10 protein-coding genes are annotated in these 15,294 nt (G+C 32.8%); 9 read left to right on the top strand and 1 reads right to left on the bottom strand.

The window, feature by feature from the left end:
- Positions 1 to 8: 8 nt before the first annotated feature.
- The gene (locus CLV91_RS09775; RefSeq protein WP_121067135.1) at positions 9 to 974 is read right to left on the bottom strand and encodes a D-2-hydroxyacid dehydrogenase; all 966 of its coding nucleotides are present in this window, start codon (positions 972 to 974) and stop codon (positions 9 to 11) included.
- A gap of 205 nt (positions 975 to 1,179) precedes the next feature.
- Between CLV91_RS09775 and CLV91_RS09770 the strand changes: the two genes are divergently transcribed.
- From CLV91_RS09770 to CLV91_RS09730, 9 genes are all read left to right on the top strand, one after another.
- Complete coding sequence (locus CLV91_RS09770; RefSeq protein WP_121067132.1) at positions 1,180 to 1,746, top strand: RNA polymerase sigma-70 factor; 567 nt, start codon at positions 1,180 to 1,182, stop codon at positions 1,744 to 1,746.
- 162 nt (positions 1,747 to 1,908) lie between these two features.
- On the top strand, positions 1,909 to 3,033 hold the full coding sequence (locus CLV91_RS09765) for a FecR family protein (protein WP_121067129.1): 1,125 nt from the start codon (positions 1,909 to 1,911) through the stop codon (positions 3,031 to 3,033).
- 156 nt (positions 3,034 to 3,189) lie between these two features.
- Positions 3,190 to 6,609 (top strand): SusC/RagA family TonB-linked outer membrane protein, encoded by a 3,420-nt coding sequence (locus tag CLV91_RS09760; protein WP_121067127.1) that lies wholly within the window; start codon positions 3,190 to 3,192, stop codon positions 6,607 to 6,609.
- Between the two features lie 26 nt (positions 6,610 to 6,635).
- Positions 6,636 to 8,114 carry a RagB/SusD family nutrient uptake outer membrane protein gene (locus CLV91_RS09755; protein WP_121067124.1) on the top strand — a complete coding sequence of 493 codons (1,479 nt, stop codon included), beginning with the start codon at positions 6,636 to 6,638 and terminating at the stop codon, positions 8,112 to 8,114.
- Positions 8,115 to 8,223: 109 nt separating this feature from the next.
- Positions 8,224 to 9,849 (top strand): sulfatase family protein, encoded by a 1,626-nt coding sequence (locus tag CLV91_RS09750; RefSeq protein WP_121067121.1) that lies wholly within the window; start codon positions 8,224 to 8,226, stop codon positions 9,847 to 9,849.
- 266 nt (positions 9,850 to 10,115) lie between these two features.
- The gene (locus CLV91_RS09745; RefSeq protein WP_121067118.1) at positions 10,116 to 11,519 is read left to right on the top strand and encodes a sulfatase family protein; all 1,404 of its coding nucleotides are present in this window, start codon (positions 10,116 to 10,118) and stop codon (positions 11,517 to 11,519) included.
- A 45-nt stretch (positions 11,520 to 11,564) separates the two neighbouring features.
- Positions 11,565 to 14,138, top strand: a complete 2,574-nt coding sequence (locus CLV91_RS09740; RefSeq protein WP_121067115.1) for a VPS10 domain-containing protein — start codon at positions 11,565 to 11,567, stop codon at positions 14,136 to 14,138.
- A gap of 187 nt (positions 14,139 to 14,325) precedes the next feature.
- Complete coding sequence (locus CLV91_RS17030; protein ID WP_262697344.1) at positions 14,326 to 14,460, top strand: immunity 53 family protein; 135 nt, start codon at positions 14,326 to 14,328, stop codon at positions 14,458 to 14,460.
- A gap of 197 nt (positions 14,461 to 14,657) precedes the next feature.
- The gene (locus CLV91_RS09730; RefSeq protein ID WP_121067112.1) at positions 14,658 to 15,242 is read left to right on the top strand and encodes a TetR/AcrR family transcriptional regulator; all 585 of its coding nucleotides are present in this window, start codon (positions 14,658 to 14,660) and stop codon (positions 15,240 to 15,242) included.
- Positions 15,243 to 15,294 lie beyond the last annotated feature (52 nt).

Below are 15,294 nucleotides of genomic sequence, written 5' to 3'. Positions count from 1 at the left end.
TGTAAAACTTAACCTTTAATCACATTTATAGGTTTGTTATTTAAATAGGCTTCTAAATTATGTGTAGCAGTTTGTAATAAACGCGCTCTAGATTCTTTAGGAGCCCATGCTATATGTGGTGTAATTATACAATTTTTAACTTCTAAAAGAGGATTTGTACTAAGCATTGGTTCTTCCGAAATAACATCTAATGCAGCACCAGAAACATTACCATTTTGCAATGCAATTTTTAAATCTTCTTCATTTACTAGTTGTCCGCGAGAAGTATTAATAATCTTAACACCATCTTTCATTTTAGAAATGTTTTTGGTATTAATAATGCCTTCTGTTTCTGGAAGCAAAGGGCAGTGAAGACTTATAAAATCTGACTCTTCTAATAAAACATCTAAAGAGACAAATTTACAATTAGCAGTTTCTAATACTGGTTTTTTTGTTCTACTATAGGTAATAATTTGCATGCCAAAAGCTTGTGCTAATTTTGCAGTAGCTTGCCCAATAGCACCAAAACCAATGATGCCAAAAGTCTTTCCAGCAAGTTCAATCAAAGGAGTTTTCCAAAAACTAAAGTTTCCATTTTTTGTCCATTCTCCATCATGTACAGCGTTAGAATGTAAACCAGTATTATGGCACATTTCTAATAATAAAGCCATTGTCATTTGTGCTACAGAAGTAGTGCTATATGCAGGTACATTAGTAACAGTAATACCTTTGTTTATTGCAGCAGTAATATCTACTACATTATAACCAGTAGCTAAAACACCAATATATTTTAGACTGGGAGCATTATCAATAACCTCTTTTGGTATAGGGGTTTTATTAGTGAAAATTATAGAGGCATTACCAATAGTTTTTAAAACAGTTTCTGGGTCTGTAGGAGTACGACCATGAACCGTTACATTCCCTAATTTTTTCATGCTATCCCAACTTAAATCACCAGGGTTAAGTGTATATCCATCTAAAACTACAATTTCCATATATTTTATTTGTGTATAAAGATAAAGTATGAGGAGTGTAGAAAAAAAACAGATTAGTACTTTCTTTTTTGGAAAAAAAGTTTTGTTTATTGTTTATTTGTTACTATTTCGTTTTAAAATTTATATTTATCCTTTGTTAATTAACATATTTTTGAATATTTAATAATTTTAGTGTAGTTTTATTCTACCGAAACCAAATACCTGAATGCCAACAAAAACCAACCTATCTAGCAATTTATTAGTACTAGAGTTTAGAAAAAGCAATAAAAGAGCTTTTCGTAAGCTTTATGAGCTGTATTGGGAGGTTATGTATGTTAAAGCTATTTCTATTGTAGAAAATGAAACTATAGCTAAAGATATTGTTCAAGAAATTTGGATAAAATTATGGCAAAAAAGAGAGGCTATAGAAATACGAAATTTTGAAGCTTATATTCATACATCAGTAAGAAACAATTGTTACAAATACCTCAGGGATAAGAAGTTTTCTTCTGTGCGTTTAGATTTTATTGAAAAATCATATATAATTTCAGAGTCGGCTTCTAAAAAGCAGCACGATTTAGAAGAGACTTTAAGTACTATTAAACAAGCTATGAATAGTTTACCAAAACGCTGTAAGCAAATTTTTGAGTTAAGTAGATTTAAACACTATTCTAATGAAGAAATTGCGATGGAACTTGGTATTTCTAAAAAATCTGTTGAAAATCAAATTTCAGTTGCTGTAAAATCCATAAGAAGTAATATAACTATCCTTTTGATTTTTATTTTTTCGTAAAATCACTCTACATTATTTTTCAATTCAACAACTATATGTGTTATTTTTTATGACATATTAATTTATTTTACAAATTTATTAAATGTTAAAAAAATGTTAAATACAATTTTTTTGTGGGAAAAAGACCCCCTAAAAGAGTCTTACTAATGTATACTTATTATTATGAAAGAAAAAGAATTTAGAAAGCTTTTAGAGAAGTCTATAAATGGCTCATTAACAGAGCAAGAAGAGATAGCTTTAGAAAATTTTGAAGAAGAATATAGGATACATAAAAATGAAAATAATTTTAAAGATGAAGAATCAAAAAATAATTTAAAAGAAACTATTTGGTCAGATATTAATAAAAATATAGATGGGTCATCAAGATCAACCACAAAATTATGGAAAGTAGCCTCCGTAGCAATAATAGTATTAGGTATACTGTTTTTTGGTAGTAAATATGCCACTCAAAAAAGTGATAGTGTAGAGTTATCTCCTAAAGATGTTATTACTTTAGAATTAGAAGATGGCACTATAAAAGTTTTAGACGAAGAAAATAACACGCCTCTTTTTAATGCTTCAGGGAGTGTAGTTGGCAGGCAAAATAAAAACCAACTAGTATATTCTGATGTAGAAACTAAAACAGAAAAATTAGTATATAATACCTTGACTATTCCTTATGGCAGAACTTTTGAGTTGTTGTTGTCTGATGGCACAAAAGTGTATTTAAATGCGGGTTCCTCTTTAAAATACCCAGTAAAATTTATAAAAGGTAAAGAACGCTTAGTCTATGTAACAGGAGAGGCACTTTTAGATGTTAGCGAAGATAAAAAACATCCTTTTATAGTAAATGCAGATAATCTTAATGTTAAAGTTTTTGGAACCGTATTTAATGTAAATGCGTATCCAGAAGATAATGTAACCGAAGTTGTTTTGGTAGAAGGTTCTGTTGGTCTTTATACTAATGAAACTAAAGAAGGAGAAATAGATAAACGCTTAGTTCCTGGTTACAAGGCAAGTTTTAGTAAGCAAAATAAAGATATAAAAAGCAATGCAGTTATTACAGATATTTACACTTCTTGGATGAAAGGGGAACTTGTTTTTAGAAATATGATTTTTGATAATATTCTTAAAAAATTGGAAAGGCAATATGATGTTAAGATTATAAATAAAAATAAAAGCCTGTCTAATGAAAAATTTAATGCAAGCTTTGGAAGTAAGCCGCCTATTAAAGAAGTTTTAGATGAATTAAAAATAACCTATCATTTAGATTATGAAATAGATGGGAATATTATAATACTTAATTAATTAACTTAAAATAAATTAACTGCCTATGTAAAGTAACGTAACTAACACAAAAACATATCATAATAAAAAATCGGAAAATGGTGCAACATTTCCCGATCGGTTATGATGTGATTAAACTCAAAAAAGAATAACCACAATTTTTAACATTACAAAAGTATGAAAAAACAACCTTCTAAACCAAAAGGGCGGTTTTATCCGTTATTAAAATTTGATCTTAAAATGAAACTTAGTCTCCTATTATTTTTTGTATCATTCATTGCACTGCAAGCAAATGACACCTACTCACAAGAGACAAAAGTTACACTTAATTTAAATGATGTATCTGTAAGTCAATTTTTAGATGAAGTAGAAAGCAGCACTAAATTTCGTTTCGTATATAAATTAGCAGATATAGATTTAAATAGGACCATATCTATAGCAGCCAATAAGGAACCTATAAATACTATTTTAAATCAAGTGTTTAGTACAACAAAAACAAAGTATAATATTATAAGGAAACGTATTTATTTAACAGAAAAAAATAACTTACCTATTGCTACTACAAATGCTGTAGAAAATGTTACTTCCAATATTCAGGCCAGTATTTCGGGAGTAATTGTAGATGCAGATGGTATTCCACTACCTGGAGCAAATATTCTTGAAAAGGGAACAAGTAATGGTACACAGGCCGATTTTGATGGAAACTTTTCTATAACACCTTCCAGAGAAAAACCAACCCTTGTAATTTCTTATATTGGGTATGTTACCCAAGAAGTTGTAGTTGCAAACCAAACAACAATTAAGGTTGCAATGGCAGAAGATGCAGCAGCATTAGACGAAGTTGTAGTTGTAGGGTATGGTTCTCAAAGAGTAAAAGACGTTACGGGTTCTGTTGTACAGGTTACCGCTAAAGACTTTGCAAAAGGAGCTAATACTAATGCTTTTCAGCTTTTACAAGGAAAAGCCTCAGGAGTTCAAATTAGTCAATCTAGTAGTGCACCAGGCGGAGCGGTAGAAATTAAAGTTCGTGGACTAAACTCAGTAAATGGCGGTAACGGTGTTCTAGTAGTTGTAGATGGGTTGCCAAACGGTAATGTAGATGCTTTAAGCCCAGATGATATAGAATCTATTCAAATACTAAAAGATGCATCTGCATCTGCAATTTATGGTTCTAGAGCAGCTAACGGGGTAGTTTTAATTACAACAAAACAGGGTAGCAGAAGCGGCCTTAAAGTTTCCTATAATACCTATGTTGGTATTCAAAACGCAGCAAAACGGATAGATATGCTTAATGGGGAGCAATATATGGAAACTCTAAACGCATTAGACTTTGAGTCGGATCCAGCAAATGCTACAGACCCAGCTTACACTCCATTATATACCGATGAGCAAATAGCATCAATTGGTAATGGCTTTAATTGGCAAGATCAAATTTTAAGAGGTGGTGTAATGCAAAATCACCAACTTTCTCTTTCAGGTGGTAACGAAAAAGCAACCTATTATGCGTCTTTAAATTATTATGATGCAAAAGGGGTGCTTAGAAACACAGGAGAAAATAGATACAACGCTCGAATAAATGTAAATGTAACGCCTACAGATAAATTAAAAATTAACTTTAATTTAAATGCCAATAGAACACTTACAGATTTAATGCCTTTAGGAACCAATAGCATATCTGGTTCTGTAGCTGCAGCTTTATTATTTGATCCAACTTTAGATGCGCAATTAGATGCCCAAGGAAGGTATAAATTAAACCCTTTTATTCAGGTAGAAAACCCAGAAGCAATAATGCAAGGTTTTGACCAAAATAGAGAGAGGAATGAAATTATAGGTAATGCTAAAATTGAATATGAGATATTTGATGGGTTTAAAATGAACCTTAATCTTGGTGGTAGAATAAGCGGTACTAAATTTGATTCTTATGAGAATAGATGGACCCAAGCTGGTATTGGTGCTAAAGGATTAGGGTTGGTAAGAAATAATGATAATTCTTATGGTATTGCAGAGTACCTTCTTTCTTATGAAAAAGAAGTAGGTAATCATAATTTTAAAGTACTAGGAGGGGTAACCTATGAAAAATTTATCAATAGAGAAGTAGAAGCAACTGCAGAAGGGTTTTTGTCTGATGTTAATGGATCCGATTTCTTTGGAGCTGCTAACCCAGAAAGATACGCTACAGAAACAGAGAGGTTTGAGCCTACTTTGCGTTCCTATTTAGGAAGAGCTACATATGCTTATAAAGACAAGTACTTGTTAACAGCATCTTTTAGAGCAGATGGCACCAGTAAGTTTTCAGAGAAAAATAAGACAGCAGTATTTCCATCTGCCTCTTTAGGTTGGCAAATTGGCTCCGAACCTTTTATGGAAAAGCAAGAACTGTTTGATAATCTAAAATTAAGAATTGGGTATGGAGAAATAGGAAACCAAGCTATTAACAATTTTGAAACTATTTCAACATTTATTCCTGGGGCTAATGCAGTTTTAGGAGGGCAAGTTCTTACGGGAGCTATTCCTAGTAGAATTCCAAATAATAACCTTCTTTGGGAAACTACAAAAGAAATAAACTTAGGTCTAGATTTTGCTTTATTAGATTATAAGCTATCAGGAAGTATAGAGTATTATGTAAGAAACACATCGGACCAACTTTTTCAAAGACCAGTACCAACTTCTACAGGATTTAGCAGTTTTAGAGAAAACTTTGGAAATGTAAGAAACAAAGGTTTTGATATTTCTTTAAGTAGTAAAAATATAACTAATGATAATTTCTCATGGGAATCAGATCTAACATTTTCAACTTTAGATAATGAAGTAACGGAGGTGCCAGATTTTGTTGGTGGTGAAGTTACTGGTGGTGGAGGTTATGCCTTTGCAGGAGATTTTTGGGTAGTTAAAGAAGGAGAACCAATGGCTGCTTTTTATGGATACCAAATAGATGGTATTTATAGTACACAAGAACAAGTAGATGCTGCAAATGCAATATTTACAGACGGTAGTGCTCGTGCAGGATTAGGATACCCTATTGTAAGAGATGTTAACGGGGATGATAAGATAGATCCAAGTGATAGGGTAGTTCTAGGAAAACCTTTTGCAGATTATACTTTTGGTTTAAATAATAGGTTCAAGTATAAAAATTTAACCTTAGATGTTTACGTTTTAGGCGTACAGGGCATAGAGGCTTTTAATAATTTAATAGCAGAGTCTTTTTATCCAATTGATCCAGACCGTAATAAGCTGTCTGAATATTACTTAAATAGGTGGACACCAGAGAATATAAATGCGCAATATCCATCTATGGTAGAACCAGGTAATTATCAAGATGGTCGTAAAGTTAATAAGTGGACCATACAAGATGCATCGTTTGTCAGAATAAAGAATATAACATTAGGATATGATTTTCCAATGAAGGCACTTGGTTTACAATCGGCAAATTTCTATGTGTCTTTAGAAAACTTTTTCACATTCTCAGATTTTGATGGTTTTGACCCTGATGCAAATTCTGCAGGGAGTCAAAGTAGCTCTGCTAGATCGCAGAGAGGAACATTTGGTGATTATCCGCTTGCTAAAACAGTACGTATTGGCGCGAGATTTACACTTTAATTAATAACGAAAAATTTTTTAAAATCATGAAGAATACAATATATAAATTAGGATTATGCGTATTTCTCTTTTTGGGAGTATCATGTAATGATTTCCTAGAAGAGAAAGTTTTTACAGAATTTGATGCCGATGAATTTGTTGCTACAGAAGAAGGGATAGAAGCAATTCTTGTTTCTGCCTACGGTGCAACTAGTCCAGTAATAAGGGAGCGTTGGCATACATTTGCTGCCTACCCTTGTGATGATGAGGTAGAAGCAGGTGGTGGGTATCGTGGTAGAGTAGTACCTTTTGAAGAATATACAGTAGATCCAGGAAATGCAGATTTAACTACTACCTGGAATGAAATTTACGAAGCAATTCGTAACTGTAATTCCTTATTAGATTATATAGATGGTGTAAGTACAATACCTGTCGAAAAAATTGCTGCTTTTAAAGCAGAAGCTACTTTTCTTAGAGCTTGGAATTATTCAGAGTTATATGACCTTTGGGGGCCTGTACCATTAGTTACAAGTACATTAGATTTAAGTTTTGAATATCCAAAAGCTTCTGATGAGGAAATACGTACTTTCATAGAAACAGAATATCGTTCTGCTATTGCTGCTTTACCAGAAACGCAAAATGCAAATGGTAAAGCTACTAAAGGAGCAGCACAAGCTATGTTAGGTCGTTTTTTACTAAACACTAGACAATGGCAAGCCGCAGCAGATGTTTTAGAAGATGTAATTTTAGATGGTAATTATAGTTTGTTGACAGATGTAACTACGATGTTCTCTCATGAAAATGAAGGAAATAGCGAGTTAATTTTTGTTTTTGAAAACGAAACACTTTTGTCTAAAAATGCAATACCGGCACATAATTATCCTCCAGGGTATCAAACCAATTTTAGAAACTGGGGAGCACAATTACAATTGCAAAGAGATTTTGTTGCATCCTATCATCCTAATGACCAAAGAGCACTTCCTTGGGATCCAAGAGGAGAATTTGGTCCGGCTACTAATGGATGGATTTGCTATGAATATATAGATAAAGCGGGTAATTATGTGGATCTTATGAATGGTCCTAATCCTGGTAATAGATTTCACCCAAGAGCATTTAAATACACCCCTTCCGAAGATCCTTCTTTAGTAGATGACCAATTTTATCCTAATGATTGTGTTTTTATGAGGTACGCAGATGTATTATTAATGCGCTCAGAGGCATTAGCAATGATTGCAAATGCACCAACACAACCAGCAGTAGATTTACTTAATGAAGTTAGGTTAAGAGCACAAGTACCCACCTATACTTTAGCAGATTTTGCAAATTTAGACGATTTTATAGATGCTATGTTAGAGGAACGTGGATGGGAATTTGTAACGGAAGGTCTTAGGCGTAAAGATTTAGTACGTCAAGGAAGACTTATTTCTGACGCTATTTCTAGAGGAAAAACAAACGCATCTGATGATAAAATTTTGTTTCCAATTCCATTGTCAGAAGTAGATTCTAATCCTTTAGTAGATAATTAAAATTATTGCATTGAAGTTAGTTGTATGATAAAAAGCTGTCATTTTTTATATTATGATTTGGCAGCTTTTTAAAAATTTTATATTATAAGTTTAACTAAAATTGATACCCTTGAGACAGAAAAAAATTAAGATTTCATTGGCCTATTTTCTATTCGCTTCTGTAACGTTTTCGTATTGCCAAAAAGATAAGCCAAACATCCTATATATTATGTCTGATGATCATACTACCCAGGCAATTGGTGCATATGGTAGTAGGTTGGCAGGTTTAAACCCAACACCTACGATTGATCGTATAGCTAAAGAAGGTGTTTTGTTAGAGAACGCTTTTTGTACTAATTCTATTTGTACGCCATCTAGAGCTAGTATTATGACAGGACAGTTTGGCCAGGTTAATGGAGTAGTAGATTTAAATGGTAAGTTGGATCCTAAAAATCAATATTTACCACTAGAGATTAAAAAACAAGGCTATGAAACAGCAATGGTTGGTAAATGGCATTTAAAACATGCGCCAGAATCTTTTGATTATTATAATGTCCTTCCCGGTCAAGGGGATTATCATAACCCCACGCTTTATAGTAACGAGGGTGGAGAAAAGAAAGAAATTCGTTTTGAAGAAGACTTGGTTCGCGAAGTGAATGCTACAACGTATGACGGGCATTCATCAGATGTTATTACAGATATTTCTTTAGAATGGCTTAAAAACAAACGAGATAAGTCAAAGCCATTTTTATTGATGCATCAATTTAAGGCACCACATGATTTTTTTGAATATGCACCTCGGTACAAAGACTATTTAGAAGATGTAGAAATTCCTGAACCAGCTAATATGTGGTATAATGGTAACAACGGTTCTATTGCAACAAGAGGAGAAAATAATAAGTTGATGGATACAATAGGGTCATCTATTGGTCATAGAAATGTAATCCGAAACATGGGAATGCATATGGGGATAGACCCTAATATTCCTGATCCTGAGTATAAAAGAATGGCGTACCAAGAGTATCTTAAGCGGTATTTACGATGTGTAAAAGGGGTAGATGATAATGTGAAACGTATTTTCGACTATCTAGAAGCTGAAGGGATTATGGATAATACTATTATTATCTATACAGGCGACCAAGGCTTTATGCTCGGGGAGCATGATTATATTGATAAAAGATGGATGTATGAGGAATCTCAACGTATGCCTTTTTTAGTGCGATATCCTAAAAAAATAAAAGCAGGTTCTCGTACAGATGCTATGATTAATAATACCGATTTTGCTCCTACTATGATTGATATGGCAGGAGGTAAGGTACCAGACTACATGCAAGGGTCAAGTTTTAAATCTATTTTGGAAACCCAAAAGGAGCCTGAAGGTTGGAAACAAGATACTTATTACCGTTACTGGATGCATATGGCACATAAGCATAACAATCCGGCTCACTTTGGTATAAGAACCAAAGACTATAAACTTATTTTTTATTATGGTAGAGATTATAAAGTAAGAAATAATGAGGCTAGAGAATGGGCTCATAACCCAGCATCTATGTCCGATTTTGTTACTCCTGTGGCTTGGGAATTTTATGATCTTAAAAAGGATCCGGAAGAGATGGATAATAGATATGGAGAGGAAAAATATGCAACTATTATTAAAGGCTTAAAAACAAGACTTAAAGAATTAAGAAAAGAAGTAAAAGAAGACGATTCTAAATATCCGCAGATAGAGAAGGTAGTTAACGAATATTGGGATTAATATATTTTTCCAACCTACAATTACAAATAGTATTTGTTTTAAAAAGTTTATAATAAATTACATAGGTAAAGACAAACTATAGTCCTGTTATTAAAATTTTTAAAGTCCTTGTTTCTAGGAAGAAGCAGGGATTTTTTGTTTTTATAAAACATTAGAATAAAATTATTTCCTAAAAAAAATAAGCCATTTGATATTAAATTTAAATCATATAAGAATAAAAAAATAAAGAGTGTTTAGGACTTTTGTAGGTATATAAATACGATACAATGAAAAAATTAAGCATTATATTTTTTTTGATAATTAGTTTCTTTGGCACTAAGGCTTTTAGTCAAGACAAAAAACCAAACATATTGGTAATCTTGGCAGATGATTTAGGTTATGCAACTACAGGAGTTTATACCAATGGTAAAAGTAAATTATCAACGCCAAACATAGATAGTATTGCTAAAGAAGGGGTAACATTTACAGATGGTTATGTTACGGCATCTGTTTGTGGACCTTCTCGTTCAGGCTTACTAACAGGAAGATACCAACAACGTTTTGGTATTTATGCCAATTTCGATACGCAAAGGGGACCTGGAGTACCAGCATCTGAAAAAGTGATGGGTACTTATTTTAAAGAAGCTGGTTATAGAACAGCTGCTATAGGAAAATGGCATATTGGAGTAAAACAACCTGGACAACATCCAATAGATAGAGGTTTTGACAAGTATTACGGGTTTAATAGTGCACAAACAGATTACTTTAACTCCCCCATACTTTTCGATGGAAAAACAAAAGTGAAAAAACACAAATATCTCACTTTTCAGTTTACAGATGAGGCTATAGATTTTATAGAAAAAGGTAAAGAGGAAAAGGAGCCTTTCTTTATGTATTTGGCTTATAATGCCGTACATGGTCCAAACCAAGCTCCTAAGGATTATATCGCGAAATATACGGCAAAAGGCTTTCCTAAAAAGGTAGCTACACAAATGGCAATGGTAGATGCGTTAGATGAAGGTGTAGGTAGAGTGTTAAAAACTTTAAAAGAAAACGGACTAGAAGAAAATACACTAGTCTATTTTTTAAGTGATAATGGTGGTTTACCGGCTTGGTGGAAAGGAAGTAATGCACCTTGGAAAGGTTTTAAAAGAGAACAATGGGAAGGTGGCTGTCATGTGCAATTTTTAATGAAATGGCCAGGAAAAATACCCAAAGGAGAAGTTTGTAAGGATATGGTTTATTCGTTAGATATATTGACGACAAGCTTAGCAGCTGCGAATATTGAAAAACCCAAAGACATTACTCTTGATGGAGAAAATATATTAACCTTATTTAGTGCTAAAAATAAAGCCCCATTGCATAAATCTCTTTTTTGGGCAGGCTCGCATGTACCTAGATCTGGCGGAGCACATAAAAAAAAGGAAAAAGATTTGCCTTACCGAAAAGATGATGCCCCAGCTGCTTGGACAGTAAGAAGCGGTAAGTGGAAATTAGTACAAATAACAGAATTAGGAGAGCCCCAACTTTACAATTTAGAAAAGGATCCAACAGAATCTAAAAATGTTGCTCACGAGCAAAAAGGAATCGTTAAAAAATTAAGCAAGGAATTCAGTGTCTGGTTTAAAGATAAGAAAGAACCAATTGCTTGGAATAAAAAGTACTATTTAGATTTACAGAAAATAAAGTAAGTACTAGTAAAATATAATGTAGTTCAATTTTCAATTATTATATAAATGAAAACAATAAAAACAGTAATTGTAGCATTTTTAATGGGTATTCATTTTGTTGGTGCTCAGGATACATTTTTTGACGCCCTAAAGAAAGTAGATGTCGTATCTGATTCCAGTATAGTTTGGAGGCAATTTGGGCCAGGAATGAGCGGAAATAATAAATCAGCTTTTTGGCACCCTACAGATGTTAATACGCTATTTATTTCGCCTAATATGGGTAATTCCTATGTTACTAATGATGCCGGACTAACCTACCAAACTGTATTAGATGAGGATGGTCGTGGTATTAGGTATGGAGAAAGAGGACCAAATGAATTTGGAAGTATCGATTTTTCAAGGCAATCTTCAGAATTTGGTTTTGCAACAGATTTAAAAACTAAAGGCATCTTTGTTACAGCAAATAAAGGAAAAATTTGGAAGAAGCATGAAGGGGCATTAAGTACTTTCGGGAAAGCATATTTAAGTTGCGTTACTGTAAATCCTAAGGATGATAATATTTGGTATGTAGGCGCTGGTAGAATGAGGTATCTAGGCAAAATTTTATTTAGTAAAGAAAAGCCGCACGGAACATATACAGATGCTAAAAGCCAAGGAAAAGTATGGAAAAGTATCAATAGAGGAAGAACCTGGAAGCTTATAAATAGGGGGTTACATGCCAATGCTGAGGTGGAAACTATTGTTGTAGACCCTGTACAAACGAATGTTGTTTATATGTCTACCAATTATGGTTTTTATAAAAGCATTAACGGTGGTAAAAACTGGAAACTAAAAAATGAAGGCCTAGATACAGATGTAATTAGATCATTTAGCATGCACCATGATAAAAAAACCAATAAAAAAACACTTTTTTTAATCGCTAGTGTTTTGTGGGATGCTAAAGGAAAAACAATAACAGATAAAGCTGGTGGCGTTTTTAAAAGTACAGATGAAGGTGAAAGTTGGCAAAAGATAAATGGGGACTTGGCAATGGATATGTCCCATTTTAAAAATGACAGAACAGTAAGGAGAAGTTACTATCATACTTTGGGGTATTACTTTGGTGTAACGGATAAAAAAGCGGCTGAATTATATCCGGAGTTTCCTAAAAAAATTACGCAACGCTTTACGCAAATAAGTGTAGACCCTAATGATGTAAATAATATTTATTTAATAAATATGTACACCAATGCCTCTAGAAATAATTTTATGCCTGGAGCTATGTGGCGTAGTAAAGACGGTGGTAAACATTGGTATGTTACTTTTAGAAATGGAAAAAGATGGAATAAAGGTAAAGATGTAGCGTATTGGCAAAAGAGAGAGAACCCTACGGGGTCTAATGTTCGTTTGTTGTATTTAAATGATTGGATGAACAGGGATGATTATGATAGAAAATCGGTTAATTATGCCAAGTTTAATGCCAATGGTTCAGTATTACATACGCAAATGGCCAAAATATCTTTAATGTCTTATGATAAAGGAGACACTTGGGTAGATATTGATGATGTAGAAACTTCTGCGCATTCCGAGAGTTATATTGGAGCAGGAAACAGTAATATGCCAGGGCATGGTTTCTATCAGGACACCCGTTTTCCTGGAAAAGTATATTGTATGGCAGGAGAAAACACGTTATGGGTAACCAATGAGGAGACTAATTCTAAAAGGCCAGGAGCGCAAGCGGCAACTTTTCATAATTTAATAAATACGGAGGCTTCGTTAAGTGCTTATGCCATTCATCCTAAGGACAGCAAAATTCATTATTCCATGTATTTTAGGCAGCATGAAAGAGGAAATTTAATGCGTTCTATAGATGGTGGGAAGACTTGGTTAAAACATGGAACAGCCATCCCTAAATGGGAAATTAAGGCACATTCAGGAGACCAACCGGTACATCAAATAAATTTAATCTTTGATTATAATAATCCAGATACCATGTATTTTTGTGTGCCTAAATCTTCACATACTATAGAGTATGTTGGTAACAGTGAAACAGGCTTTGGGGTTCATAAATCTACCGATGGAGGAAAAACATGGAAAGAAATAAATAATGGTTTACCAGCTTCTTGTGATGTTAGTGCAATACGAATAGATCCTAAAAAGGCTAATGTATTGTATGCAACTGTTCAAAATAAAAATGGAGGGTTGTATAAAACAATAGATATGGGGGAGCATTGGAGTAAGGTAAAAAGTACTATAGATATTTCGGGAAAATATGGTGTAAATGATATTCAATTTGCCAAAGATGGGAAAGTATATATATCTGCTGGTTTTAAAAATGAAGAAGCCGATAAAGGTGGATTGTGGGTTAGTGATAAAAAGATGAAAAGCTGGAAACAGATTTTTCAATACCCATGGGTAAATAGGGTAGAAGTGGCTAAATACGATGCTGATATAATTTTAGTGTCTACATTACCAAATGCAAATGTAGAAGGAAGAAACGCTGGTACTTACTTGTCTAAAAATGGAGGAAAATCTTGGATAAAAATAAATAAAGGAAACGGGCAATCTGATAGGATTAATGATATAGCTATTGATTATACTACTCCTGGTAAATATTACGTATCTACATATGGTAGTGGGTTTTATGTAGCTAAAGAATGATGGTGAAAATAAAGCATTCTTACAAAATGACTTACTTAACATATAAGAACCGTAACAATAAAACTATAACGAAAGTTGTAGTTTTATTGTTTATTAGCATTACACTAAACCGGAATACAGCCCCTTTGTTTTTTATATAATTGTATTTACATTACATAGGATATAATAATAGTATTTTTCGCATTGGATACAGGATTGGTTTAAGAATAATTTTGATGGAGTTTGGGAGCATGGCGAGGCAATTCAAATAAAGACATTAGACACTTCAGGATGGGAGGTAGAGATAGATATAACTAGCATTTCCGGTGAATATGTATATTAACTGGATTCTTAATGAAAATGGAAAAAAGACTGGTACGGCGTAAAAATTGAGAATCAAAAATTTAGTGCAGCAAGAGATATAGGAAAGCTAAAATTTTTAATAGGTTTACCATAGAAACTTAATTTAGTTTTTTTAGTATTAGTTATTCTTTTTATAGTTTATTAGTATATTTGCTAAAACATACTAAATGGTAAGGTTTGAATAAAGGACAACAAACACGATTACATATACTTAAAAAAGCTTTTGATTTATCTTACCAAAAAGGGTTTCAGACTACTAGTGTTGATGATATTATACACTTAACCACGGTTACAAAAGGCTCGTTCTTTTATCATTTTAAAAATAAAGAAGAAATGGGATTGGCAATGATTAATGAAATTATACTTCCTGGTTTTAAAACATCGTTAATAGAGCCTTTAAAGGAGAGAGGCTCTACAAAAGAAGTGCTATATAAAATGATAAAATCTATTTTGTTAGAAGATGCTAATTTTGACCCTAGATATGGATGCCCGGCAGTAAATATTATAGAAGAGATGGCGCCTATTAATCAACAATTTAATAAAGCTATAAGTAAATTAATTGATGAATTATTATCCAAGTTAGTTTTGGTAATTGCTACCGGAATAGAAAATAATGAAATAGATAAAGATGCTAATCCAAAACACATTGCAAATTTTATTATGTCCGGTTATATGGGAGTAAGAACTCTTGGTAAATTATATGGGACTAAATCTTATGATAGTTACCTTAAAGAATTGAAAATTTATTTAAATACTTTGTAATTTTTTTTAATTTAAAAACATACCAATTGGTTAGTTTAATATGTATAATGCA

This window comes from Maribacter vaceletii, assembly GCF_003634105.1.
Taxonomy (GTDB): Bacteria; Bacteroidota; Bacteroidia; order Flavobacteriales; family Flavobacteriaceae; genus Maribacter_B; species Maribacter_B vaceletii.
Note: the sequence above shows the minus strand (reverse complement) of the source record. Positions and strands in the feature narration are given on the sequence as shown.

Excerpts from the sequence above, each read along its gene's own strand:
- CLV91_RS09775 (WP_121067135.1), bottom strand. The coding sequence starts at position 974 with ATGGAAATTGTAGTTTTAGATGGATATACACTTAACCCTGGTGATTTA.
- CLV91_RS09770 (WP_121067132.1), top strand. The coding sequence starts at position 1,180 with ATGCCAACAAAAACCAACCTATCTAGCAATTTATTAGTACTAGAGTTT.
- CLV91_RS09765 (WP_121067129.1), top strand. The coding sequence starts at position 1,909 with ATGAAAGAAAAAGAATTTAGAAAGCTTTTAGAGAAGTCTATAAATGGC.
- CLV91_RS09760 (WP_121067127.1), top strand. The coding sequence starts at position 3,190 with ATGAAAAAACAACCTTCTAAACCAAAAGGGCGGTTTTATCCGTTATTA.
- CLV91_RS09755 (WP_121067124.1), top strand. The coding sequence starts at position 6,636 with ATGAAGAATACAATATATAAATTAGGATTATGCGTATTTCTCTTTTTG.
- CLV91_RS09745 (WP_121067118.1), top strand. The coding sequence starts at position 10,116 with ATGAAAAAATTAAGCATTATATTTTTTTTGATAATTAGTTTCTTTGGC.
- CLV91_RS09740 (WP_121067115.1), top strand. The coding sequence starts at position 11,565 with ATGAAAACAATAAAAACAGTAATTGTAGCATTTTTAATGGGTATTCAT.